The following is a 26,055-nucleotide window of genomic DNA, read 5'->3' on the forward strand; positions in this document are numbered from 1 at the left end:
GGTAAAACCTAAACCTGCAACCAAAAGGTAACAGGCCCGTCATTTTGTAGGCTGACTTGCATATCGGCTGCAAATTGTCCGGTTTGGGTGTGAATTTTAGTAGCGGCTTGTTGATGAAAGTAGGCATACAAACGCTCGGCATCAGCCGGGCTTGCCCCTTTTGAGAAACTAGGTCGCAAGCCTTTATTGGTATCCGCCGCAAGGGTAAACTGTGAAACCACTAATAAGCTGCCGCCGGCTTGCTGTACGTTTAAATTCATTTTCCCCTCGCTATCCGAAAACACCCGATAATTCAGCACTTTTTCCAGTAGCTTATCCGCTTTCGCTTCATCATCGTCTTTTTCCACACCGAGCAACACCAACAAACCGCTCGCAATTTCACCAACGGTTTGCCCTTCAACCTCCACTTTTGCGAATTTAACCCGCTGAATTAAGCCTATCATTAACGCTCCCCTTATCTGTTTCCATTTCGTCTAAAACCGCCGCAAATTGTCCGCCAAGTAATACCACCTGCCAACTTAACTGAATCCATAACAGCATAATCGGTAACACCGCTAATGCTCCATAAATTGCCTGATAAGACGGAAAAGCAGTAATATACCAAATAAAGGCTTTCTTCCCTAAGGTAAAGAAAATCGCTGCCATTAATGCCCCGATAGCAGCGTGTATAAATTTTACCTTTCTAATCGGAATAAATTTATACACTAAGGTAAAAAGTAACCAAATTAATAAAAACGGCGTCAATTCTAATAAATGCTGCCCGAGCGATAACGCCCCACTTCCATTAAAAATAGAAAGCGACATCACATAGGTGCTAATTGCAATACTCGCGCCGGCAAGCAGCGGCCCAAACAGCAAAATGAGAAAATAAAGCAAAAAAGAGAACCACATCGGGCGCTGACGATTATCGTGCCAAATGGTATTCAATGCCTCATCAATACTCTTAATCAGCATAATAGTAACCACAAATAAGCCGATAAAACTTACCAGCCCCATTTGTTTAGCATTACTGACAAACAACTCAATGTATTCCGACACCATCTCGCTCGCACTCGGGGCAAAGTTGTCATAAATGAACGCTTTTAACTGCTCGTTTGCTTCGTGGAAAATCGGAAAAAAGGTAAAAATGGAAAACAGCACGACAATAAACGGCACTATCGCCAGCATTGTGCTATAAGTGAGATAACCGGCTGAAATCGCAATGTTATTTTCATTATAACGCTTGGCAAAGAGCTTAATAAATCTCCACAGTCGATTTAACATCTTAACCTCTCACCAAATAATCGCCTTCACACACCCATTTGTAGGTGGTTAAGGCTTCTAATCCCATCGGGCCACGAGCGTGTAATTTTTGTGTGCTAACCGCCACTTCCGCACCTAACCCAAACTCACCACCATCGGTGAAACGGGTACTAGCATTAATATAAACCGCCGCTGCATCAACCTGTTGTACAAATTGACGGGCAAGTTGGTAGTCAGAGGTTAAAATCCCCTCTGAATGCTGCGAACCATAGTGGCGGATATGCTCTACCGCTTGTTGCAAGTCATTTACCACTACCACATTAAGATCAAGCGATAACCACTCTCGGCTCAATTTTTCCTGATCAAGCGGTTCAATTCCCTCAATTTTTTGTAAATCGTTACTGTGAATGGTGACGCCAAGCTGTTGCATTTTCGCGACCAATTTCGGCAAAAATTCCACCGCAATCGCTTTTTCCACCAACAACGTCTCTAGCGTATTGCAAGTACTTGGGCGTTGCGTTTTAGCATTGGCGATGAGCTCAAGAGATTTCTCCTGATCCGCCGTTTTTTCCACAAACAGATGGCAAACCCCAATGCCGCCCACAATTACCGGAATGGTCGAATTTTCTTTGCAGAATTGATGTAAACCTGCTCCACCTCGAGGGATCACCATATCAATGTAGCGATCCAATTTCAGTAACTCTAACAATAAGGCTCGATCCGGATCCGTCACCACCTGCACTGCCAATTTCGGCAAGCCGGCTTTTTCTAACGCATCTTGCACTACATCAACCAACACAGCATTGGTAAATTTGGTCTCTTTACCGCCACGCAAAATCACCGCATTGCCGGTTTTGAGGCATAATGATGCCACATCAATCGTTACATTCGGGCGAGCTTCATAAATGGTTAAAATCACCCCGAGCGGCACACGCTGGCGTTCGATTTTCAAACCGCTGTTTAATACGCCACCGTCCATCACCTGCCCGACAGGATCCGCTAATTTGGCAACGTTTCGCACATCGTTGGCAATGCATTTCAGCCGATCTTCATTCAACAATAAGCGGTCAATAATCGCCAATGAAATCCCTTGTGCTTGGGCAAATTCAATATCTTTGGCATTGGCGTATAAAATTTCTTCTGCACGTTGCTCAAGGCTGTCGGCAATCGTGAGTAAGGCTTGGTTTTTCTGTAGGTTGCCAAATTGAGCCAGCTCAAAACTGGCTTGTTTGGCTTGCTGGGCAAGTTCTATCATCTGCATAACTTTCTTCTCATTGATTAATTACGCCATAATCTAACACGTTCTTTTATGTGAAGAAATATGCAAAAGCCAAGAAAATTGGATAAAATGGGGGGAATTTGTGAGTAAACGCACTTTATGAAAAATCTGTAACTAACTCCCCTCTTTAGAAAAGAGGGGGCGGGGGAGATTTGATTACGATACCAAAATGTCGTATGAGCAAAAATTTACTTCTGCCAAATCTCCCCTAGCCCCTCTTTGCTAAAGAGGGGAACTGGATCGAGCATAACATACTTACCTAACACTACCCAAACTTTAGGCAAACATCATGACACCCAACACCCCAACACAGCTAATCCACATTCTTCCGCCGCAACTGGCAAACCAAATTGCTGCCGGCGAGGTGGTGGAACGCCCTGCGTCTGTTGTAAAGGAGCTGGTGGAAAACAGTTTAGATGCCGGAGCCAATACCATTCAAATCGACATTGAAAAAGGCGGCTCTCAGCTTATCCGCATCCGAGATAACGGCTGTGGTATCAGCAAGCAAGATTTACCGCTGGCACTTGCTCGCCACGCCACCAGTAAAATCAGTAGCCTAGAAGATTTAGAGTCGATTTTAAGCCTTGGCTTTCGGGGAGAGGCGTTAGCGAGTATCAGCTCGGTTTCACGTTTAACACTTACCTCTCGCACCGCAGAGCAAACCGAAGCGTGGCAAGCCTATGCACAAGGGCGGGAAATGGCGGTGGAAATTCAACCTGCCTCGCACCCGATTGGCACAACTATTGAAGTAGCAAATCTGTTTTTTAACACACCGGCACGGCGTAAATTTTTACGCACCGATAAAACCGAATTTGCTCATATTGACGAAGTGGTTCGCCGCATTGCCCTTGCCAAACCGAATATCAGTTTTACCTTAAGCCATAATGGTAAAATTGTCCACCAATATCGCAAAGTACAAGATAATTCGGTAGAGCAACAACAAAAACGGGTTGCAGCCATTTGCGGTGATGAGTTTATTCAACATTCCACTTATATTGACTGGCAACACGGGGATCTGCACCTGCACGGCTGGGTTGGCTCACCGGCTCTTGCCCGTCTGCAAAACGACCTTTGCTACAGCTATGTGAACGGGCGAATGATGCGGGATAAAACCATCAATCACGCCATTCGCCAAGCCTACGGCGACAGCATTGCAAGTGGTTACTATCCGGCTTTTGTGATCTTTTTGGATTTAGACCCGACAATGGTTGATGTAAACGTTCACCCGGCTAAACACGAGGTGCGTTTTCATCAAGGAAGACTGGTACACGACTTTATTTTGCAAGGCGTACTCAACAGCCTGCAACAAACCCAACCTACGTTTGAGCTGCGAAATGAAGTGAACGAGCCGTTACCGAGCTATGTTCAATATACTAACCGCCAAGCCGCAGGGCAAAATATTTTTGTGTCGCAAACCGTTCCACAAGCGGTCGAATTTACGCAAAAAAATGCAAATCGCTCAAGCTATACGCCTAAATTTGAAAGAAACTCCAGCGTGAGTTCATCTGCTCAAAAATGGTATAAAGAATTGGTGGGTGGCGATTTGCACGAGACAACACCAACCGTCAAACCTCAAAATCCTATTATTGAGCCCAAAATAGAAGCCCAAACCGAGCGCCAAAAAGAGTCTCAGACAAAAGCAGAAGTTTCGCAAAAAATCACGCAAATTGCACCGCTTGCAAGCCACCATTCACAAGCCCTAGCGATTGTGAAAAACCAAGCGGTGTTAATTAAAGAAGAGGAAGATTTTTACCTGCTTTCATTGGCAACATTAGCCGAGCTTAAACTCAAGCTACAACTGGAAAAAGGGCAATCTCAAGCGTTGTTGATCCCACTGAATCTCAGTTTAGATCAACAACAAACCGAACGCTGGCAACAGACCAAAGAAGAACTAACTGAGCTTGGCTTTTCGATCAGCGAAAAACAGTGGCAAGCCCAAACACGGCTCACAGTGCTTTCCGTGCCACAAGCCGTCAGAGAGCAAAACCTGCAACAGCTTTTATTTGCCCTGTTCAACCAAACACAAGCGGTCAATTTAGCGGAATTTTTTGCAAAAAAATGTGAAAAATCCACCGCTTGCACGCTTAGTGATGTGATTGCTTTGCTCTCAGAAATTGAGCTTTATGCAAATGGGAAAAAAGAGCTGGAGGGAATAAGGAAGGAAGTGGATTTTTCCAAGTTTTTATAGGCTAAGGGGCAATACCCTTTAGCCAAATAAATGAGAGTGGCTGCCAATTCGTAGTAGTTCTAACTTATCATCTTCCACTTTCCGATAGATAAGAACCAAATCAGGTTGGATATGGCAATCCCTAAAGCCTTTCCATTCACCTGTTAAAGCGTGATCACAGTATTTCTCAGGTAATGGCTTGTCATTAATCAGAAAATACAACGCCTCAATTAATGAGGAGGATAAAGACTCAACCGCACATTTTTTATAGTCACGTTTAAAAGCATTACTATACTCAATCTCTCGCATTGAGTTGCTCCATTAAATCCGCAATACTATTTGCTGAATGTAGCTTTTCCTCGCCATTCTTAACAGCCCTTAATACTTCTGCTGTCTCAAAATTAGGCTGATAATCAAACTGAAAACGTTTTTCTGTCGCAATTTTTGCTAATGTCATTCGCATCACATCAGATACAGTCAAGCCGATACCGGCTAACACCTCACTTGCTTGCTCTTTAATTTCAGGGCTGATTCTTACGCTTACTAATGCACTATTTGCCATCAAAAACTCCTTTTGTATATCAAATGATATACAACATAATAACATTTTTTAGAATGAGTGCAACCAATCAACATTAAAACAAATATGCTATACTCCTTTAAATTATTCAAACTAAATTCTCCCTCTGAATTCTTAATATGACTCAAAAACCCCTTGCCCTTTTTTTAATGGGGCCGACTGCCTCCGGTAAAACCGATTTAGCCATTGCTTTACGCCAAGAATTGCCGGTTGAAGTAATCAGTGTCGATTCCGCCTTAATTTACAAAGGAATGGATATTGGCACGGCGAAGCCAAGCAAGGAAGAACTTGCCCTTGCACCGCATCGCTTAATTGATATTTTAGACCCAGCTGAGAGTTATTCGGCAATGAATTTCCACGCTGATGCGTTGCGTGAGATGGCAGATATTACCGCACAGGGTAAAATTCCGCTCTTGGTGGGTGGCACAATGCTTTATTACAAGGCATTGCTTGAAGGGTTATCTCCCCTGCCTTCTGCCGATCCAGCCATTCGGTCTGAAATCGAAAGCCGAGCAGCACAACACGGCTGGGCAACATTGCATCAAGAATTAGTGAAAATCGACCCGGTTGCCGGTGCCAGAATTAACCCCAACGACAGCCAGCGGATCAATCGAGCGTTAGAAGTTTTTTACATTACCGGCAAAACGATGACCGAACTCACCGCACAGCAAGGTGAGGCTCTACCTTATAATATCTTACAATTTGCAATCGCTCCTCAAGATCGAGCAGTTCTACACCAACGGATTGAACAACGCTTTCACAAAATGATCGAGCTGGGCTTCGAAGAGGAAGTCAAGCGGTTATTTTTACGCAAAGATTTGCATATTAATTTGCCCTCGATTCGCTGTGTGGGCTACCGCCAAATGTGGGAATATTTGCAAGGCGATATTTCGCTCGATGAGGCGATCTTTAAAGGCATTTGTGCCACCCGCCAGCTGGCAAAACGGCAGATTACTTGGCTGCGTGGCTGGCAAGGCGAACTGACTTGGTTAGATAGTTTAGCTCCGACCAGTTCTAAAGCAAAAATGGTGGAAAAGATCGATCATTATTTAAAGAATTGTGATAATATCTAAACGCCTTTGGCACTTATCGCATTATTTGGTGTCTTAAAAATCACACAACTATAAAAAGGAAAATAACAATGGCAAAAGGTCAATCTTTACAAGATCCATATTTGAATGCACTTCGTCGTGAGCGTATTCCTGTTTCAATTTATTTAGTTAACGGCATTAAATTACAAGGTCAGATCGAGTCGTTCGACCAATTTGTGATTTTATTAAAAAATACTGTAAGCCAAATGGTGTATAAACACGCTATTTCAACGGTTGTTCCTGCCCGTGCGTTATCGCATAACAATAACAACCAAACCCAACACGCTCAACCGGCTACTGACACGGCTGAACAAGCGGAATAACAACATTAGTACTCAACCAATGTTAAACGAATCATTGCCAAACTCAGAAGAAAATTCTGCGTTTGGCTTTGCTTTATCTGAAGCAAGCCAAACTACAGAGACTATTTCACCTACCGTTCAAGAAAATCAAGATAAAGCCATTTTGGTGCATCTCTATCTCGGGCAACATAAAGATGTTGAAAATTTACTGGAATTTAAAACATTAGCCGAATCTGCCGGTGTCGAAGTGCTGGCAACGCTGACTACCAGCCGCCAAAGTCCACATATCAAATACTATGTAGGGCAAGGCAAAGCGGAGGAAATTGCCGAAGCGGTAGAACAACTCGGGGCAACAGTAGTGCTGGTGAATCATCAACTTAGCCCGGCTCAAACCCGTAATTTGCAATCATTATGCGGCTGCCGTGTGGTGGATAGAACCGGCTTAATTTTGGATATTTTTGCCCAACGGGCAAGATCGCACGAAGGCAAGCTACAAGTTGAGCTGGCACAACTTCGCCATTTATCGACCCGTTTAGTTCGCCGAGTCACCAATCAAGACCAACAAAAAGGCGGTGCGGTTGGCTTGCGTGGACCGGGTGAGACTCAGCTCGAAACCGATCGCCGTTTGATTAAAGTGCGAATCCAACAGTTACTCAACCGCTTGGAAAAAGTCAGCAAGCAACGCAATCAAAATCGAAAAACCAGACAAAAAGCCGATATTCCAACAGTATCCTTAGTGGGCTATACCAATGCCGGCAAATCTACCCTATTTAATGCGATTACCCAAGCCGGCGTTTATGCTGCCGATCAACTTTTTGCGACCCTTGACCCGACTTTACGCCGGATTCAGGTGCAAGATGTCGGCACGACAATTCTTGCCGATACGGTAGGTTTTATCCGTTTTCTACCGCACGATTTAGTTTCAGCCTTTAAATCTACCCTGCAAGAAACCACCGAAGCTACTTTACTGCTCCACGTCATTGACGGCTCAGACGAACGCAAAAACGAAAATATTGATGCGGTAAATCAAGTGCTGGACGAAATCGGAGCGTTAGATATACCTACTTTATTAGTATTCAATAAAATCGATAAATTAGAGGGTGTAGAACCGCATATTGAACGCAATGCTGATGGTATGCCAGTTGCGGTGTATCTTTCCGCTCAAGAAAATAGCGGCGTTGAGTTGTTATTCCAAGCCATTCAAGAAAGGCTTCGCAGTAACTTAGTGTGTGAAAACTTGCTCCTCCCGGTTACTGCCGGTGCAATTTACGCACAATTTAAAGCGGAAAACTGCATTAAAACCGAGCATTTCAATGATTTTGGCGAACGGATTATCGCTATTGAAATTAACGAAGTGCAATGGAACAAATGGGTGAAACAATTTCCGGATCTAGCCGAATATATTGAACTGGCAAAATGGGGGTAATTAATCTCACTTCTGAGTAAGTTATATTTAAATTATGCAAGCGGTCAATTCTTTACGTTTTTTTGCAAAAAAGTGTAAAGAATTGACCGCTTGTTTTATCCATTAAATCCAATTTAGCCAATAAAAAATCCCTCAAATAAACCAGATTTCCCCGTTCTATTTGAAGGATTTTATTTATTCTTCCCCAAAAGTGGGGAAGAAAAGCTTAATCAAGCAGTTACTACCACTGATAACCTACGCTTGCAGCAGCACCTGTATCACCACGGCTGTTAGAGTTAACGCTGAATTTGATACCCACTTTACCATTATCTGATAAACGAGAATAACCTACAGCAATAGCTCCTTGACCACGGTAAGCACCTACACCGGCTGAAACCATCGATTTACCAGGTTGTGTTACGTGATATAAATTACCTGCGGCTAATGCACCTGCAATACCTGCACGTAAGTCTTTATCTACGTTACTGATACGATTGTTCAGACGATTTTCTGCACCTTTCAACTGATTCACATTAACAGCATCAGTGCCTTTCACACCCGGAGCAACGTTCGTAATACGTGTTTGCGCATTCTTGCTACCTGCAATGTTAAGCTCATTTACGCCATCTTTTGCAACAGTTGAACTGATAGTTGTACCACCAACTTTCACTGAATCAAATTCAGGATTGCTTGAGGTTGCCACTTCAACAGTTGAACCTTTACGTGAAACAACGATGTTTTTGCCACCTGAAACGGCCACTTTACCATTGTTATTAACACGTTGAGCACCTTTCTCTGAAGTTTCAGCTACATTACCATCAACAGTGAGATCCCAGCCTGTATTCTGCATTGCATTATACAACTGGCTACCGTTCACAGCATCTTTACTTGTTGCCGTTACATCACCATCTTTAACGTTAGTGATCTTCGTGCCTTTCGCATCAATACCGCCTTTAGTTACACTTGGGCCGTCTTTAATGGTTAAACCATTGTTATTTACAGTTGTGTCGCCAGTTGTTACAGAACCATCTTCAGTTAAATCAATTGCTTTCGCTAATTGTACCTCTAATGTGTCTGTACCATTCGCTTTCACATTGATGTTGCCTGATGCTGACTTAAAGTTTTCAGAAGCTGTTTTATCCACACCTTCACCTTTCACTTTAACTTCAGTATTCAGTTTCTGACGGTTCTTCACATCTTCATTGTTACCAGAGAAGATTAAACCATCATTTAAGGTTGCAACTTGTTCTGTGACAGTTTTACCGTCTTTATCTTTGGTCTCATAAACGATACGAGTCTTACCGTTCTCACCCGGTAATCCATCTTTACCATTTGTACCATCAACACCTTCAGCACCATCTTTCACTGCAATATTTGCACTTGCACCTGGTTTACCGTCAGCGCCTTTCGGACCGGTTAAGCCGATAGAGCCATCTTTACCGTTTAATACAACAGAAGCGCCATCTTTACCTGTAGCTCCAATTGAACCATCAACACCGTCTTTACCGTCACGGCCTGCAGTAATTGTGCCGTCACCTTTAATGGTTACGCCATCTTTACCGTCTTTGCCAGCAATACCGATTTGACCGTCTTTACCATCTTTACCACCAATGGTTAAGTTGTTGTTCAAGCCGAAGGTCACGTTATTACCTTCTTTAGTAATAATAATGTTACCGTCTTTGTTGTTTAGATCAACTGTTGCTCCTGGTTTAACGTTGCCTTTGTCTTTACCATTTGCTGTTAAGTTCCAACCTGCGTTAGCAACTTCTTGCACTTGATATAACTGGCTACCGTTTACCGCATCTTTGCTGGTTGCAGAAATTTCACCGTCTTGAACGTTAGTGATTTTCTTATCGCCTGCATTGATACCGGCTTTAGTTACACTTGGGCCATCTTTGATAGTTAAACCATCATTATTTACCGTAGTATCACCAATAGTTACAGAACCATCTTTCGTTAAATCAATGTCTTTCGCTAATTTAACCGTTAAAGTACCGTTGTTATTTACTACACCGATATTATTAGCATCTGAGAGCTTAGTTGCATCTTTCTCACCACCGGTAATACTTAACGTTTCGTTTAGTTTCTTAGTAATGACTTTACCATCATCACCAACGAATTTTAAGCCATCGTTTAAGGTTGCTACTTCTTCTTTAACAGGGTTGCCGTCTTTGTCTTTGGTTTCATAAACGATACGAGTCTTCGTTTCGCCATCTTTACCATCAACACCCGGTTTACCTTGCTCGAAAGTCATAGTGCCATTCGAACCATCTTTACCGTTGATACCGATTGTGCCATCTTTACCATTTAAGGTCACACCTGTTGTACCGTCTGCACCTTTCACACCGATTGCACCATCTTTACCCGGTTTTCCATCTTTACCCGGACCACCGATAGTTAAATCGTTATTTAATGCAAAGGTTACATTGTTGTCAGTCGTTTCTTTAGTAATGATGATATTACCGTCTTCATTATTAAATGAAACTTTACCTTTAGGACCAACATTGGTGCTGTTATTGCCATTTGCTGCAATATCCCAACCAGAGTTCGCTACATCATAAACCTGTTTTAACTGGTCTTCTGTTGCTGCTTGACCACTAGTAAAGTTATTTGGATCAAATGTCTTATTGGTTAAGCCACCGATTGTACCTTTATTACCGTCAACAGTAATCGAATTATCGCCACCTACTGTTAAGCTATCACCGGTTAATGCCGAATCACCTACACCAACAACATTCGTGTCAATATAAGTATCACCGATTGTTACCGAACCTTCGTCTGTTAAGTCAATGTTTCTTGCTAATTTCACCATTAACTTACCATCTTTATTCACAACGCCGATATTATCATCAGATAAATCATCTAAATCGGTATCGCCGCCTGAAATTTGTAAGGTTTCATTTAGCTTCTTATCGATAACTTTACCGTCATCACCTACGAATCTTAAGCCATCGTTCAGTGTTGCAACTTCCTCAGTTGTACCGTCTGGTTTCTCATAAACGATACGGGTTTTGCTTTCGCCATCTTTACCGTCGTTGCCGGCAAGACCTTTAGCACCATCTTTTACAGAGATAGTTGCACTTGCACCATCTTTACCGTCTTGACCTTTAGGACCGGTTAATCCGATTGAGCCATCTTTTCCGTTTAAGGTCACACCAGCTGTACCATCGGCACCTTTAACACCAACCTTACCATCAACACCATCTTTACCGTCTTTACCCGGACCACCAATGGTTAAATTGTTGTTTAAGGCAAAGTCGATCGCATTATCGCTTACCGTTGTGATGATGTTTTTATCTTTAGAAGTGTAATTTACGGTTTCCCCTAATTTCACATTATCTTCTTTAGCACCATCTGCCAGTTCAGAATTATCCGCAGTAATGTTAAAGCCTTTGTTGATTAAGCTATCCGTTGCATTACGTACATCTTTAATGTTCGCTGCATTAGTACCTACTTTTTCTAGCTGCTCATCTGTTAAATCATTCACAGATTCAACAGCTTTACCATCTTTACCAGGCTGACCATTAATACCATCAATACCGCTCTTCACGTTAACAATTTGGTTGTTACCGTTATCTAAGCCATCTTGAGTTAACTTAACTGGTGCTTTCACTTCACCATCTGCTCCGTCCGCTGGTTTTGCCGGTGTAATAGTCATACCGTTATTGGTAATCTCGGTTGATGGTTTAGTGTTGTCAACAACATCTTTACCACCATTTTCACCTGGCTTGTACTCAACAAATTTCGCACTTGTTAAATCTTTAAGATCACGGTTAAGTTGGATTTCAAGCTGATCTTTCTCATTAGCAACAACATTGATATTACCTGCTGCTGACTTGAAGTTCTCAGATGATTCTTTGTCATTAATTCCTTGTGCTACTTCACCAACGATGTTCACTACGCTATTTAGCTTGTGACGATTTAACTTATCATTGTTACCTGCAAAGATTAAACCATCGTTTAAGGTTGCAACAGTTTCAGGCTCACCTTGTGGGTTACCGTCTTTATCCGTCGGTTGGTAAACGATACGTGTTGTGCCGTTTTGACCCGGTAAGCCGTTTTCACCATCTTTACCATTAACGCCTTGAGCACCATCTGCTGATTTAAATGTTAAACCGTCTTTACCGTCTTTACCATTTAAGCCGATAGAACCATCTTTACCGTTAAGTACAACTGCTGAACCGTCTTTGCCGTTCACACCAACTTTACCGTCAATGCCGTCATCACCGTCTTTACCATCACGACCGACAGTGATTGTTGCTTCACCTGGTGTACCGTCTTTACCGTTATCACCTTTGATTGAAACACCATCTTTGCCGTCTTGGCCTTTAATGCCGATTGTACCTGCTTTACCGTCTTTACCAACACTTAAGTCGCTATTTAAACTTACTTCAAGTGCTTTGGTTGTTGTTCCATCTGGGTTTTGAACATCAACAACTTTGGTATTAATGTTACTATCGCCAGTAATTTGAGCTGTAGTACCTAAGTTTTGTTTAAACTCATTACCTTCTTTATCTTTCAGACCGAAAGCATCTGTAGAAAGATTTTCCGCAGTATTTTTCAAGTCACCTACGTTAACCGCATTGTTAAGCACATCACCTGATGCATTTTTAAGCTCCACGGCATTACCGTCTTTATCTTTTAAGCCGCTATCAACGTTAACGATTTGGTTGTTGCCGTTATCTAAACCTTTATCTGTTAAGGATACTGGTTTAGCATCTGCGCCATTTTCACTATTAGCTGGTGTAATAGTGATACCTTTATTAGTAAGCTCTGTTGATGGTTTAGTATTATCAACAACCTCTTTACCATCATCACCTTGTTTGTACTCAACAAATTTCGCATTTGTTAAATCTTTAAGCTCACGGTTAAGTTGAATTTCAAGCTTATCTGTACCATCAGCTTTAACATTGATGTTACCTGCTGCTGATTTAAATACAGCTGATGCTGCTTTATCAACACCTTCACCCACAACATTAACCACTGTGTTTAGCTTATGACGATTTAACGTATCTGCATTGTTACCAGTAAAGATCAAGCCATCATTTAAGTTAGCAACTTGCTCTTCTTTATCGCCATTTTTGTAAACGATACGAGTTTCGCCGTTATCACCTGGTAAGCCATCTTTACCAGTGCCATCAACACCTTGTTTGCCATCTTTAACAGCAATATTTGTGCTTGCACCTGGCTGACCATCAGCACCTTTCGGGCCTGTTAAGCCGATAGAGCCATCTTTGCCGTTTAATACAACAGACGCACCGTCTTTACCATTTACGCCAACTTTACCGTCAATACCATCGGCACCATTACGACCTACAACAACTGATGCTTCGCCTGGTACGCCGTTTTTACCGTCATCACCTTTAATTGAAACACCATCTTTGCCGTCTTGGCCTTTAACGCCGATTGCACCAGCTTTACCGTCTTTACCAACACTTAAGTCGTTATTTAAACTTACTTCAAGTGCTTTCGTTGTTGTACCGTCCGGGTTTTGAACATCAACAACTTTCGTATTAATGTTGCTATCGCCAGTAATTTGAGCTGTAGTACCTAAGTTTTGTTTAAACTCATTACCTTCTTTATCTTTCAGACCAAAAGCATTTGTAGAAAGATTTTCTGCAGTATTTTTCAAGTCACCAACGTTAACAGCATTATTAAGAACATCACCTTCTGCATCTTTAAGATCTACAGGTTGACCATTTTTGTCTTTTAAGCCGCTGTCAACATTAGTGATTTGGTTACCACCGTTGCTTAAGCCATCCTCTGTTAAGGTAACATTAGATTTATTTGCATCATTAGGATCTTTCTTAGCAATCGTTACACCATCTTTATTGATAACTGTAGAATCACCTTCTGTGCCGAATGTTGCACTATTTAAGCCCGTTAGGTCTTTTGCTAATGCCACGGTAATTGTATTATCTACAATTTGTGTCATTACATTTTGACCGGCATCAAACTTAGTCCAATCGGTATTCCCTGCTGCACCTTTAACATCCACTTGCGTATTTAATTTTGCATTGTGAACTGTGCCATTGTTAGCACCGAATTTTAAGCCATCGTTAAGGGTTGCAACTTCTTCTTTCTCACCGTTTGGTTTTTCGTAAACGATACGAGTTTTGCTTTCGCCGTCTTTACCGTCGTTGCCGTCAAGACCTTTAGCGCCTTTCTCAACTTTGATTGAGGCTGCACCATCTTTACCATCTTTACCATCTGCACCGTCTTTTCCATTTACGCCATCAACGCCGTGGAACACGATTGCTTCTGGTTTAATTGTTACACCATCTTTACCATCAGCACCTTTAACACCGATTGAACCATCTTTACCTGGGGTACCATCTTTACCTGGTTTACCGCCAACAGAGATGTTATCTGCTAAGCCAAAGTCGATTGTATTGTTCGTTACGGTTGTAACAACATTAGTATCGGTTGAAGTGTACTTAACCGTTTCACCTAACTTAACATTATCTTCTTTCGCACCAGCATCTAAACCAGAGTTATCGGCTGTAATGTTAAAGCCAGTTTTAACTAACTTATCAGCTACCGCATAAAGTTGTGAACCGTTGATCGCATCTGTTGAATCAGAAGTGATTCGGCCTGCTGCTACATTTTGAATTTGGCGTTCTTTACCTGCGGAGCCTACTGATACCACATAGTTTGTGTTTTCATTAGCTCCCGCAAAACCAGTGTAAGTAATACCACCTACAGTTGCGTTACTTGTTGGCGTTGCTGCAGTTACAGTTGATTCGCTACCTAATGCTACAGAGTTTTCTAAGGTTGCTTGAGCCCCCATACCTACTGCAACAGCGAACTGTTTATCAGCTACCGATTGAGTACCTACTGCGACTGCTGATTGTGCGCTTGCAGTTGCATTTGTACCTACCGCTAATGCTGCTCGATCTTCAGCTCTTGAGCCTACACCTAAAGCAGTTGCTTTTTCTTTGGTTGCATTTGCATTAGAACCTACTGCTGTTGCATCACCAGCACTTGCTGTTGTTTCACGACCAATCGCTGTTGCACCATTTGCAGTTGCATTTGCTTGAGAACCTACCGCAGTTGCTTGAATACCTTCAGCTTTTGAGTTGACACCTAACGCTGCTGCAGCATTACCATTTGCATTTGAGTTTGTACCCAGTGCAATAGCACCTTGATCTACAGAGGTTGCATTCGGACCAATTGCAATAGAGTTAACACCTTTAGCACCATCATTTAATCTGTTTTCTGGAACCGTTGAATTTACAGAGAAGTATTTAACCGTAAATTTATCTACAGCTGCATCGCTAAGTTTAAAGTCGATAGTATTGTTACTTACTGTAGTCACAATGTTTTTATCAGACGAAGTATAGGTAATAGTTTCACCTAATTGAACATTGTCAGCCGTACCATTATCAGCAGTAATATTGAAGCCTTGAGCTACTTTATTGCTTAAGTTGGTTACATTTTGGTTAGTTGCATAAAGCTGTGAACCATTAACTGCGTCTTTAGAAGTTTCGCTTAAATCACCTTCTTTAACATTCGTGATTTTAACTGGCGCACCATTTACATCACCAACTTTAACGTTACCGCCTTCATTTGTGATTTTCGGACCATTGTTAATGGTAATACCTTCATTAGTAATGTTTGTGCCACCAATGGTTACAGAACCTGAATCAGTTAAGTTTAGGTTTTTCGCTAATTTAACAGTTAAATTACCATTGCCATCTGCAACAACATTAATATTGCCTGCTGCTGATTGGAAAGCGTTTGACTGTTCTTTATTTACACCCTCACCAATAATAGTAACTAAGCTGTTTAACTTATGTTTGTTCTCAACTTCGTTATTACCGGTAAAACGTAAACCATCGTTTAAGGTTGCAACTTCTTCTTTACCACCTGTTTCGTTTGTGTAAACGATACGAGTAGTTTGAGTACCATCTTTACCATCCTTGCCTTGAGCGCCATCTAATCCAGGAGCGCCTTTCTCAACGGTCATGGTTGCATTTGCACCATCTTTACCGTTAATACCGATTTTTCCTGGAGCACCATCTTTGCCGACTACAACAGTGCCGTTACCATTGATAGTTACACCGTCTTTGCCATCTGTACCTTTAACACCGATAGAGCCGTCTTTTCCGTCTTTACCACTTACAGATACATCACCGGCTAATGCAATTTCTAATGCTTTTTCAGCAACATTTGCGGTTACGGTTACACCATCTTTGCCTTTAACTTGAATCGTTTTACCTAAGTCTTGCTTAACTTCAGTATTCTTATCATCGCCAGTTAAACCAAAGCCACCCGTTGTTGCATTAGTTAGGTTATTAACAGTATCTTTTAAATCGCCTACGTTAACCGCATTGGTTGTCGTTGCATTAGCAAGATCTGTTTTTTGACCATTAGCATCCGTTAAACCGCTTGATACATTGGTGATTTGCTTGTTACCAGCGCTAATTCCTGTGTTAGTTACACTTGGGCCATTAGCAATAGTTAATCCTGAATCATTTAAAGTTGTATTACCAATAGTTACCGAACCATCTTTGGTTAAGTTTACATCTTTAGATAATTTAACAACTAATCCATCATTAGTATTTACTACACCAATATTGTTATCAGCCAATTTGGTTAAATCAGCACCACCAGTTACATTTAAAGTTTGGTTTAGTTTCTTCGCGATAACCTTATTATCATCACCTACGAATTTTAAACCATCATTAAGTGTTGCAACTTCTTCCGGACCATCTTTGGTTTCATAAACAATACGTGTTTTAGTTGTACCATCTACGCCATCAACACCTGGTTTACCATTTTTAACAGTAATATTTGCATTAGCACCATCTTTACCGTTAATGCCAATTGAACCATCTTTACCATTTAAAGCAACACCAGTTGAACCATCAGCACCTTTAACACCGATAGAGCCGTCTTTACCATCAGCACCATTTTTACCTGGTCCACCAATAGTTAACTCATTATTTAATGCAAATGTTACATTATGGGCATCTTTAGTAATTTGAATGTTGCCATCTTTATTATTTAGATCAACCGTCTCTTTAGGCTTAACATTACTGCTATTCTGTCCTTCATTAATGGTTAAATTCCAACCTGCATTTGCAATTTCTTGTACAGTATATAACTGGCTTCCATTAACAGCATCTGTAGAAGTATTGTTTACATCACCCGCTTTCACGTTAGTAATTTTTGTTGGGCTTCCATCTTGATTAGCAACACTTACACTACCGTCTTTATTAGTGATTTTCGGGCCATTGTTAATGGTAATACCTTCATTAGTAATGTTTGTGCCACCAATAGTTACAGAACCGTCTTCAGTTAAGTTCACATTTTTCGCTAATGCAACAGTAATATTGTTACCATTGATTTGCGTCATGATGTTTTTACCAGCGTCAAACTTATTCCACTCGGTATTGCCTTCAGCACCTTTTACATTCACTTGCGTATTTAATTTTGCATTGTGAACATCACCTGTGTTAGCGCCAAATTTTAAGCCATCGTTAAGGGTTGCAACTTCTTCTGTAACAGGATTACCATTTTTATCTTTGGTTTCATAAATGATACGAGTCTTACCATCCGCACCATCAACCCCTGGTTGACCATTCTTAACTGTCACATTTGCAGTTGCAGACTGACCATTTTCACCTTTAGGACCTGTTAAGCCGATAGAGCCATCTTTACCGTTTAATACTACCGCAGAACCGTCTTTACCATTTACACCAATAGTTCCGTCTTTACCATCAGCACCTGCTTTACCAATTGATAACGTGCTATTTAACGCAAAATCAATTTGATTATTTGTTACAGTAGTAATAATGTTTTTATCAGTTGAGGTATAAGTAATTTTCTCACCTAATTGAACATTATCTTCTTGACCATTATCTGCAGTAATATTAAAGCCTTTTTTCACAAACTCATCTAACTTCGTTACGTTATTTGAAACATTAGTTACATTTTGATTCGTTTCATGAAGTTGTGAACCATTTACAGCATCTTTGCTATCTGCACTGATTGTACCGTTTGATACATTAGTGATTTTCTTATCACCTGCATTGATACCAGTTTGAGTTACACTTGGGCCATTCGTAATATTCAAACCATCATTGTTAACTGTAGTATTACCAATAACAACAGAACCGCCATTTGTTAAATTCAAGTTTTTAGCTAACTGAACTTCTAAAATTGAATTACCGTCTGCTTTAACATTGATGTTACCTGTAGCAGATTCAAATGTTTTTGACTGCTCTTTAGTTACACCTTCACCTCTCACAGTTACTAAGCTATTAAGCTTATGTTTGTTTTCAGTGTCATCATCATTACCAGTAAAGCGTAAACCATCGTTTAAGTTAGCAACTTCTTCTTTCTCACCTTTTTCATTGGTGTAAACTATACGAGTAGTTTTCTCACCTGTTTTTCCGTCTTTACCAGAAGCACCGTCTAAGCCCGGGGCACCTTTTTCAACGGTCATGGTTGCATTTGCACCATCTTTACCGTTAATACCAATAGTGCCATCTTTACCATTAATGCCAATGCTACCTGGTTGACCATCTTTGCCAACAATAACTGTACCATTTCCATTAATAGTTACACCATTCTCACCGTCTTGCCCTTTAATACCAATAGAACCATCTTTTCCGTCTTTACCACCTACAGAAAGAGTTGAATTTAACGCAAATTTAATTTGGTTATCGCTTACCGTTGTAATAATATTTGCATCAGGATCAGTAAATTTAATTGTATCTCCTAATTTAACATTATCAGGAGTACCATTATCGGCTGTGATATTAAAGCCACCCTCAACTTTATTCGTTAAGTTTGTTACATTTTGGTTTGTTGCATATAATTGTGAACCATTAACAGCATCTTTAGAAGTAGCACTTACGTCCCCATCTGCTACGTTAGTGATTTTTTTGCTACCAGCGTCAATGCCGCTTTTAGTAACATTCGGACCACCATTGATAGTTAAACCATTTTGATCAACTTTGGTGTCGCCAATAGTTACAGATCCACCCGTAGTCAAATCTAAGGTGTTATTTAAGTTAACTTTAACTTTGCCATCTGTAGCAGTTGTATTGATATTATTGTTACCACCAACTACTTCAACAGCTTCACCTAATTTTTTCTTAACTGTTTGACCGTCTTGAGCTGTTAAACCAAAACCTTTTTCTGTTGCTTCATTAACCGCTGTTGTAACCGTTTTGCTTAAGTCAATTTCAACTGTGCCACCATCGTTACGGGTTAAAGTTGCTTTTTTGCCATCTGCATCTGTTGCAGAAGTGGTTACAAAGTTATTTTTAATACCAGTAACCGCTGCGGTTGTACCATCATTTTTGTTTAACGTTGCAGTTGCGTTACCTTGATTATCATAAACTACACTACCACCTGTTACATGCGTATCTTTAGTGAAGTCAGTAATCGCTTTCTCACTCAAGCCCACGATATAAGTACGATCGTCACCTTCACGTTTTTCCGTACCAGTAGTATGTTCGGTAACAGTAAGGTACTCGCTGTTTTTAGGGTTAGCAACTACACCTGTTTTGGTGTCATCATCTTTCTTAAACTCTGTAAGTGCTTTGTCTGTTAACTTAACTTCATAGTTAGTTTTGTTGGTTACAGGATCTTTTGCACCAGCAGTAACTGTTAAGTAGTCTTTTGAAGACTCTGCATGGCTTGCCGTAGTGCCATCAGCATTAATGGTGTAGGTTGTAATGCCTGTTGTATCTTTCTTAGCGTCTACAGAGGCAATATTCGTGCCTTTTTCCACTTTTGCAGCGACAGCGGATAACTTACCTGTTGTTGCATCACGGGTAATAGTTGTGCCATCAACATTCACTGTAAAATCTAATGAATTTTCTTTATCAGCAAAATTTGGTGTAATCGTTACTGATTTATCGCTTGATTTAAAATCAACCACATCACCAAAGTTAACTTTGCTGTCTTTATTTGAGCCGCTTGCTTTTACAGTCCAGCTACCCTCTGTCATCACCGCATATAATTGAGAGCCGTTGATTGCATCGGTTGACGTATTAGAAATTTCACCTGGTGCAACAAATTTGATTTGGCGTTCGTTAGCATCAGAACCCACACTAACATAGTCACCTGCTACTACAGAATCATGACCAGCAAAGTTATAAGTTACGCCATTGATTTCTTTGCTTGCTACAGCTTTAGCTTCTGCAACTGTTGAATGATTACCTAAAATAACAGAACCATTTGTGTTAGCAGTAACATTAGACCCCAACACAAACGTGTCTGTACCGGAAACACGGTTATTTTGACCAAATGCACCTGAGTTATCGCCAGAAACAGTGGTGTTAGCACCTACTGCTAAAGAATAATTCCCACTTGCTTCCGATTTATAAGCCATTGCAGTTGAGTAGTTACCTTTCGCATTCGCTTCATAACCAACAGATGTACCACCTAAACCTTCAACTTTAGCATGTGAACCGATAGCAGTTGCATTATCCTTACTTACTGTTGAGTTATAACCCACAGTAACAGATTGGTTTCCTGAAGATTTTGCCGTTTCACCAATTGCGATACCACCCGCTTTTTCAGCAATAGAATGAGCACCAATACTGATTACTTTTTCTTCTTTTGCGGTAGCGTTCCAACCGATACTGATTGCATTTGCACCTGTCGCATTTGAAATATTACCGAATGCAATAGCTCCTGTACCATTTGATTTTGAATCCACACCAAATGCAATAGCACCATCACCCTTTGCAGTAGCATTAGTTGAGAAAGCTACTGTATCGTTAGATAATGCACGGGTATTTGTACCTAATGCATAAGCATTATTCGCTTTTTCAGAGCTATTAGCATTAACTACTGTTTTCAATTCAGGAATAGTGATAGTTGTACCGTCAGGCAAAATTACCTTACCTTCTGCATTTTCAACAAAACCACCCGCTTGTGCATTAGTACCAATTGCAAAGGCACTTTCACCATTAGTTTTTGCTTTAGTACCAATTGAGAACGCATCTGAACCTACGGCTAAGGTATTATTTTGACCATCATAAATAGAACGTCTATTTTCTGCACCTAAACTACCATCAACAGTCTGTGGTGTACCGCTACCAATTGCAAAAGAACGGTTGCCTAGCGCTGTAGCCGAAGCACCAATAGCAAAGCTGGCTTTTTGATTTGCCCAAGATGATGAACCTATAGCAGCAGAATAATCTGCAATTGCTGCAGATTGACGCATTGCTGCAAATGAGTTAAATCCTTCCGAACGTGCAGAGGTACCTAATGCTACAGAACCAGTATCTGCAGTACGAGAAAAAGGACCAATTGCAAGAGACAATGCCCCTCCAGCATGTGAATAATCACCAATAGCTACGCCTGACGCTTTATTACCATTTTTATCTTCTAAAGCTGTAGCATAGTGTCCAATTACAACTGCTGAGGTAGTATTAGACTTATACAATAATCTAGAATTATCACTAACACCTGTAGTTACCCCAGATGTTTGAGGCTGAGTTCTGTCTGCATAGGATAAGCTACCTGGGTTAAAGTAGTTATATGGATTCGTAGCAGAATTTGTAGGCACACTAGAGTTTGTAGTAACAACTATATTGCCATTAGTCCCTGTGATTGTATCAATAATCACCGCCGCTTCTGCCGGTGTAGCAGAAAGCATAAAGGCTGCCATTCCACCGATAAGGGTTGCTCCCCCTAGAATGCCAGCCGCTGCTAATTTAATAGTACCGCGCTCATCAGTAGAAGAAGCAGCTTTACCTTGCGATCGAGCAAGTTCAGACACAACTTCCATTTTTTGCGTCGTTCGGTTAAAAATAACCTTAAATATTTTGTTCATAATTTTATACCTTTAGATATATAAAAAAGCTTATTTCTGATGTTAGAATTAACCTTAGAAATAAGCTTACTTCGTAAATAATTCGGCAATTACAACCCACCGAATAAACAACTTTACTGCTCTTTATAAGAGGACAGTCATCTCAATAATAGTAAGATTTTCACTTCAAAACCTCAACAAGCTTTTAACATCTTTACAATTCTCTTATTATCAAGATAATAAAATTAACAAAACCCCTTATAAATCAAACAAATACACAGCAAATATACTTAATTTACAAATAAATACCAAACGGAAAATTATTAACATTCTACCTATTTTTAATTAACCAATATGCAACAAAGCCATATTAATAATAAGGTTATCACTGGTTTTTATCCCTTATTTTTTATGAAAAATCTTATAATATTGAATATTTACTCCAGTTTTAATCGAGAATTATGTTCTTTTTTATTTTGTTATTCTCTTTAGGTATAAAAAAACCCGGTAAATACCGGGCTTTTATTTCAATGAGTTATCCAACTTGCTAGAGCGATTACCGCAATAAAAATAACTAACCAAATAAGTTGTAATTTTACGCTTTTGCGATTGATCTCCTGGTTGTGTAATCGGCGCTGTTCTAACTTTTGCCGATATATCACTAAATCGGCTTCTTTAAACGAGAAGCCACAATGTATGCAATGTTCTAAACTGTCACTAATACGCTTTCGACACTCCGGACAACGGTGTAATGCCATAATTACCTCAATTTATTACTTTGCATAATCGGCTATCCGTACATTGTTCAACATGAACATGGTAGTATTGATGAGTATCACGATTGAAAAACAAGAAAGATTGATTACCTCTTATTTTTGTTCCCATAATGTAGCCGTTATCACTATTGGTGGATAATATGTAGTATTTTTGATTCTCTATTTCGATGTAATCATAGGTAGTTCTTAGTCCGGCACGCAAATAACCAATATGCAATGAGAGCAAACTGAAATAGAGAAAAATAAAGATATTAAAGAACGCAAGGCTTCCTCCCAACAACATTTTCCTAAAATCCAGATCGAACTTGGTATTGTTCCATCTCTTACGGAAAAAGAATACGCTCACACCACTTACAAAAATATAGATAAAAGAGATATAAATGGGCACTATCCCGGTAAATAAGTAAAAAGTAAGAATAACAGGCACTGTAAACACAGAAACCAACACAATCACCCTTAACCAACCTAGATTTCGGAAATAATGCAGCTGAAAAACTTTATTTAGTAAACTATAACCTAGGGCATAACACAAGAATAAGATAACTGAAGTACCAAATACATAAGCTAAACTCCTCGCCATACTCCCATTGCCGATTTCGACATGCCACCAAGGGTAGCCATGAAATATGGCTTGTCCCCAACCGTAACAGTAGGCGGTAGCAAAGCTAATAAGTGTAAAAAATGCAAGAGAAAATGAAGAATTGATAATTTTACTAATGTGTTTATTTAGCATAACAAAAAAATGTCTACTTCCATTAAAACCTAACTATTTTTGATTACTATAATAACCCGTATTACACAAAAAACAAACATTTAATTCACACAAAATTAGAAAATTTGCTTTAGTAAGGTTGAAAATATAACTCTAAAACACGATAATAAAAAACTTCCCAGCTAGCAATAGCTAGACTGCTTCATCGTCAGTTTCCCCGGTACGGGTGCGGATAACTTGTTCAATATTCGCCACATAAATTTTGCCATCACCCACTTGCCCAGAATAGGACGCATTGAGAATGGCATTGATCACTTCATCGGCTTGGTAATTAGAAACCAATATCTCCACCTTAATTTTAGGACGAAAGTCAATGCGGCTCATTTGGCTAAGCTCCTGTTCGGTATGCCCATATTGGCGTCCAAAGCCTTTTACTTCGGTAATAGTCATTCCTTGAATACCGATTTCTGAAAGTGCATCTTGCACTTGGTCTAATTTTGAAGGTTGGATAATGGTAGTAATCAGTTTCATATTATATCCTTCTCTGTTTGAGTTGCCGTAAGTATAAAAAGCTATTGAGGGGTATGCAAGGTAGGAGGTATTTTCTCCGTGAAATATTCTGCCAAATTTCCTCCTCTTTGCTTCTGCCAAATCTCCCCCAGCATACAAGCGGTCACTTTTTTCAAAAATTTTGCACTTTTTTTATTTTTGCCCTTGAACAGCGCATTTTCGTCCCTATTTATGGTTTCGTCTGAACGGGAAATGCAATCCCGTTTCTTAATTAAACTGAATTTATTATTTAGAGGAATCATAAAATGGGTAAAATCATTGGTATTGACTTAGGTACAACAAACTCTTGTGTTGCGGTAATGGACGGCGACAAACCTCGTGTAATTGAAAATGCGGAAGGGGCAAGAACAACGCCATCTATCATCGCTTACACCGATAAAGAAACCTTAGTTGGTCAGCCGGCAAAACGTCAGGCAATTACTAACCCGAAAAATACTTTATTTGCAATCAAGCGTTTAATCGGTCGCCGCTTTACTGATGCAGAAGTACAACGTGATATTGAAATTATGCCGTTTGAAATCAGCAAAGCAGACAACGGCGATGCGTGGGTAACGGTAAAAGGCGAAAAATTGGCACCACCACAAATTTCTGCTGAAATCTTGAAAAAAATGAAGAAAACCGCAGAAGATTTCTTAGGTGAGCCGGTAACCGAAGCCGTTATTACTGTGCCTGCATACTTTAACGATGCTCAACGTCAAGCAACTAAAGATGCCGGTCGTATCGCTGGTTTAGATGTAAAACGTATCATCAATGAGCCGACAGCGGCAGCCTTAGCTTACGGCTTAGATTCTAAGAAAGAGAACCAAACTATTGCCGTTTATGACTTAGGTGGTGGTACATTCGATATTTCGATTATCGAAATTGATAACTTCGATGGCGAGCAAACCTTTGAAGTGCGTGCAACCAACGGTGATACTCACTTAGGTGGTGAAGACTTCGATAACCGTGTCATCAACTACTTGGTTGAAGAATTCCAAAAAGAACAAGGCGTTGATTTACGCAACGACCCAATGGCAATGCAACGTGTGAAAGAAGCAGCAGAAAAAGCGAAAATCGAACTTTCTTCTGCACAAGAAACTGAAGTAAATCTTCCGTACATCACGGCAGATGCAAGCGGCCCGAAACACTTAAACATTAAAGTAACCCGTGCGAAATTGGAATCTTTAGTTGAAGATTTAGTAAACCGTTCGTTAGAGCCGTTAAAAACTGCTTTAGCTGATGCCGGCTTATCCGTGGGCGATATCAACGATGTGATTTTAGTCGGTGGTCAAACCCGTATGCCGTTAGTACAGAAAAAAGTGGCAGACTTCTTCGGCAAAGAGCCACGTAAAGATGTAAACCCTGACGAAGCAGTAGCAATCGGTGCGGCAGTGCAAGGTGGTGTATTAAGTGGTTCGGTAACAGATGTATTGTTATTAGACGTTACTCCTCTTTCACTTGGTATCGAAACAATGGGTGGTGTAATGACTACCTTAATTGAGAAAAACACTACGATTCCAACCAAGAAATCACAAGTGTTCTCAACAGCGGAAGATAACCAATCTGCGGTAACTATCCACGTTCTGCAAGGTGAGCGTAAACGTGCGGCGGATAATAAATCTTTAGGTCAATTCAACCTTGAAGGCATTAACCCTGCTCCACGTGGTATGCCACAAATTGAAGTAACCTTTGATATTGATGCGAACGGTATCATCAATGTATCTGCAAAAGACAAAAACACCGGCAAAGAGCAACAAATCAAGATCCAAGCTTCTTCAGGCTTAAGTGATGAAGAAGTGGAACAAATGGTACGTGATGCGGAAGCAAATGCGGAAGCAGACAAAAAATTTGAAGAGTTAGTTCAAGCCCGTAACCAAGCAGACGGTATTGCTCACGCAACCCGTAAGCAAATTACCGAAGCAGGCGATGCGTTAAATGCAGACGATAAAGCGAAGATCGAAGCGGCTATTTCTGAATTAGAAACCGCAGCCAAAGGCGAAGATAAAGCCGAGATCGAAGCAAAAATCGAAGCGTTAATCAAAGCTTCAGAGCCGTTAATGCAAGCAGCACAAGCAAAAGCACAAGGCGGCGAGCAACCACAACAATCTCAAAAAGATGACGGCGTGGTCGATGCGGAATTTGAAGAAGTGAAAGATAATAAATAATCTT

Annotated in this window: 14 protein-coding genes; 5 read left to right on the forward strand and 9 right to left on the reverse strand. The window is 40.5% G+C overall.

Features of this window, described 5'->3' with window-relative positions; genetic code table 11:
• Positions 1–8: 8 nt before the first annotated feature.
• From dtd to proA, 3 genes are read right to left on the reverse strand one after another with little or no spacing between them, the layout of a single operon-like run.
• The gene (gene dtd / locus EL242_RS01055; RefSeq protein ID WP_126301174.1) at positions 9–443 is read right to left on the reverse strand and encodes a D-aminoacyl-tRNA deacylase; all 435 of its coding nucleotides are present in this window, start codon (positions 441–443) and stop codon (positions 9–11) included.
• Positions 418–1,263, reverse strand: coding sequence for a virulence factor BrkB family protein (locus EL242_RS01060; protein ID WP_006251985.1), 846 nt, complete (start codon positions 1,261–1,263; stop codon positions 418–420). Before EL242_RS01060 ends, dtd begins: the two co-directional genes overlap by 26 nt.
• A 1-nt stretch (position 1,264) precedes the next feature.
• On the reverse strand, positions 1,265–2,503 hold the full coding sequence (gene proA, locus EL242_RS01065) for a glutamate-5-semialdehyde dehydrogenase (protein ID WP_126301175.1): 1,239 nt from the start codon (positions 2,501–2,503) through the stop codon (positions 1,265–1,267).
• A gap of 307 nt (positions 2,504–2,810) precedes the next feature.
• Between proA and mutL the strand changes: the two genes are divergently transcribed.
• Positions 2,811–4,709: a DNA mismatch repair endonuclease MutL gene (gene mutL / locus EL242_RS01070; protein ID WP_126301176.1), complete on the forward strand. Its 1,899-nt coding sequence runs from the start codon at positions 2,811–2,813 to the stop codon at positions 4,707–4,709.
• Between the two features lie 18 nt (positions 4,710–4,727).
• On the opposite strand, the gene EL242_RS01075 is transcribed toward mutL, so the two are convergent.
• Together EL242_RS01075 and EL242_RS01080 are read right to left on the reverse strand one after the other, a co-directional pair.
• Complete coding sequence (locus EL242_RS01075; protein ID WP_006250322.1) at positions 4,728–4,997, reverse strand: type II toxin-antitoxin system mRNA interferase toxin, RelE/StbE family; 270 nt, start codon at positions 4,995–4,997, stop codon at positions 4,728–4,730.
• Positions 4,984–5,250: a type II toxin-antitoxin system RelB/DinJ family antitoxin gene (locus tag EL242_RS01080; protein WP_006250323.1), complete on the reverse strand. Its 267-nt coding sequence runs from the start codon at positions 5,248–5,250 to the stop codon at positions 4,984–4,986. Before EL242_RS01080 ends, EL242_RS01075 begins: the two co-directional genes overlap by 14 nt.
• Positions 5,251–5,387: 137 nt before the next feature.
• Here EL242_RS01080 and miaA point away from each other — a divergent pair, with 137 nt between their 5' ends.
• The 3 genes from miaA to hflX all read left to right on the forward strand — a co-directional run bounded on the left by miaA (position 5,388) and on the right by hflX (position 8,087).
• Positions 5,388–6,341 (forward strand): tRNA (adenosine(37)-N6)-dimethylallyltransferase MiaA, encoded by a 954-nt coding sequence (miaA, locus tag EL242_RS01085; RefSeq protein ID WP_126301177.1) that lies wholly within the window; start codon positions 5,388–5,390, stop codon positions 6,339–6,341.
• Positions 6,342–6,409: 68 nt separating this feature from the next.
• Positions 6,410–6,682, forward strand: coding sequence for an RNA chaperone Hfq (hfq, locus tag EL242_RS01090; protein WP_126301178.1), 273 nt, complete (start codon positions 6,410–6,412; stop codon positions 6,680–6,682).
• Positions 6,683–6,701: 19 nt separating this feature from the next.
• Positions 6,702–8,087: a ribosome rescue GTPase HflX gene (gene hflX, locus EL242_RS01095; RefSeq protein ID WP_126301179.1), complete on the forward strand. Its 1,386-nt coding sequence runs from the start codon at positions 6,702–6,704 to the stop codon at positions 8,085–8,087.
• Between the two features lie 220 nt (positions 8,088–8,307).
• Here the strand turns inward: hflX and EL242_RS11520 are convergent, their stop codons facing one another.
• The 4 genes from EL242_RS11520 to EL242_RS01160 all read right to left on the reverse strand — a co-directional run bounded on the left by EL242_RS11520 (position 8,308) and on the right by EL242_RS01160 (position 23,868).
• On the reverse strand, positions 8,308–21,870 hold the full coding sequence (locus tag EL242_RS11520) for a YadA-like family protein (protein ID WP_232019675.1): 13,563 nt from the start codon (positions 21,868–21,870) through the stop codon (positions 8,308–8,310).
• Between the two features lie 506 nt (positions 21,871–22,376).
• Complete coding sequence (locus EL242_RS11525; protein WP_126301180.1) at positions 22,377–22,607, reverse strand: hypothetical protein; 231 nt, start codon at positions 22,605–22,607, stop codon at positions 22,377–22,379.
• A gap of 7 nt (positions 22,608–22,614) precedes the next feature.
• The gene (locus EL242_RS01155) at positions 22,615–23,358 is read right to left on the reverse strand and encodes a hypothetical protein (RefSeq protein ID WP_126301181.1); all 744 of its coding nucleotides are present in this window, start codon (positions 23,356–23,358) and stop codon (positions 22,615–22,617) included.
• A 171-nt stretch (positions 23,359–23,529) separates the two neighbouring features.
• Entirely contained in the window at positions 23,530–23,868 is a 339-nt protein-coding gene (locus EL242_RS01160) for a P-II family nitrogen regulator (RefSeq protein ID WP_126301182.1), read from the reverse strand.
• Positions 23,869–24,152: 284 nt separating this feature from the next.
• Between EL242_RS01160 and dnaK the strand changes: the two genes are divergently transcribed.
• Complete coding sequence (dnaK, locus tag EL242_RS01165) at positions 24,153–26,051, forward strand: molecular chaperone DnaK (protein WP_126301183.1); 1,899 nt, start codon at positions 24,153–24,155, stop codon at positions 26,049–26,051.
• Positions 26,052–26,055: the final 4 nt, after the last annotated feature.

The sequence above is a fragment of the Mannheimia haemolytica genome (assembly GCA_900638155.1).
Classification (GTDB): domain Bacteria; phylum Pseudomonadota; class Gammaproteobacteria; order Enterobacterales; family Pasteurellaceae; genus Mannheimia; species Mannheimia glucosida.

Excerpts from the sequence above, each read along its gene's own strand:
- dtd (WP_126301174.1), bottom strand. The coding sequence starts at position 443 with ATGATAGGCTTAATTCAGCGGGTTAAATTCGCAAAAGTGGAGGTTGAA.
- EL242_RS01060 (WP_006251985.1), bottom strand. The coding sequence starts at position 1,263 with ATGTTAAATCGACTGTGGAGATTTATTAAGCTCTTTGCCAAGCGTTAT.
- proA (WP_126301175.1), bottom strand. The coding sequence starts at position 2,503 with ATGCAGATGATAGAACTTGCCCAGCAAGCCAAACAAGCCAGTTTTGAG.
- mutL (WP_126301176.1), top strand. The coding sequence starts at position 2,811 with ATGACACCCAACACCCCAACACAGCTAATCCACATTCTTCCGCCGCAA.
- EL242_RS01075 (WP_006250322.1), bottom strand. The coding sequence starts at position 4,997 with ATGCGAGAGATTGAGTATAGTAATGCTTTTAAACGTGACTATAAAAAA.
- EL242_RS01080 (WP_006250323.1), bottom strand. The coding sequence starts at position 5,250 with ATGGCAAATAGTGCATTAGTAAGCGTAAGAATCAGCCCTGAAATTAAA.
- miaA (WP_126301177.1), top strand. The coding sequence starts at position 5,388 with ATGACTCAAAAACCCCTTGCCCTTTTTTTAATGGGGCCGACTGCCTCC.
- hfq (WP_126301178.1), top strand. The coding sequence starts at position 6,410 with ATGGCAAAAGGTCAATCTTTACAAGATCCATATTTGAATGCACTTCGT.
- hflX (WP_126301179.1), top strand. The coding sequence starts at position 6,702 with ATGTTAAACGAATCATTGCCAAACTCAGAAGAAAATTCTGCGTTTGGC.
- EL242_RS11520 (WP_232019675.1), bottom strand. The coding sequence starts at position 21,870 with ATGAACAAAATATTTAAGGTTATTTTTAACCGAACGACGCAAAAAATG.
- EL242_RS11525 (WP_126301180.1), bottom strand. The coding sequence starts at position 22,607 with ATGGCATTACACCGTTGTCCGGAGTGTCGAAAGCGTATTAGTGACAGT.
- EL242_RS01155 (WP_126301181.1), bottom strand. The coding sequence starts at position 23,358 with ATGCTAAATAAACACATTAGTAAAATTATCAATTCTTCATTTTCTCTT.
- EL242_RS01160 (WP_126301182.1), bottom strand. The coding sequence starts at position 23,868 with ATGAAACTGATTACTACCATTATCCAACCTTCAAAATTAGACCAAGTG.
- dnaK (WP_126301183.1), top strand. The coding sequence starts at position 24,153 with ATGGGTAAAATCATTGGTATTGACTTAGGTACAACAAACTCTTGTGTT.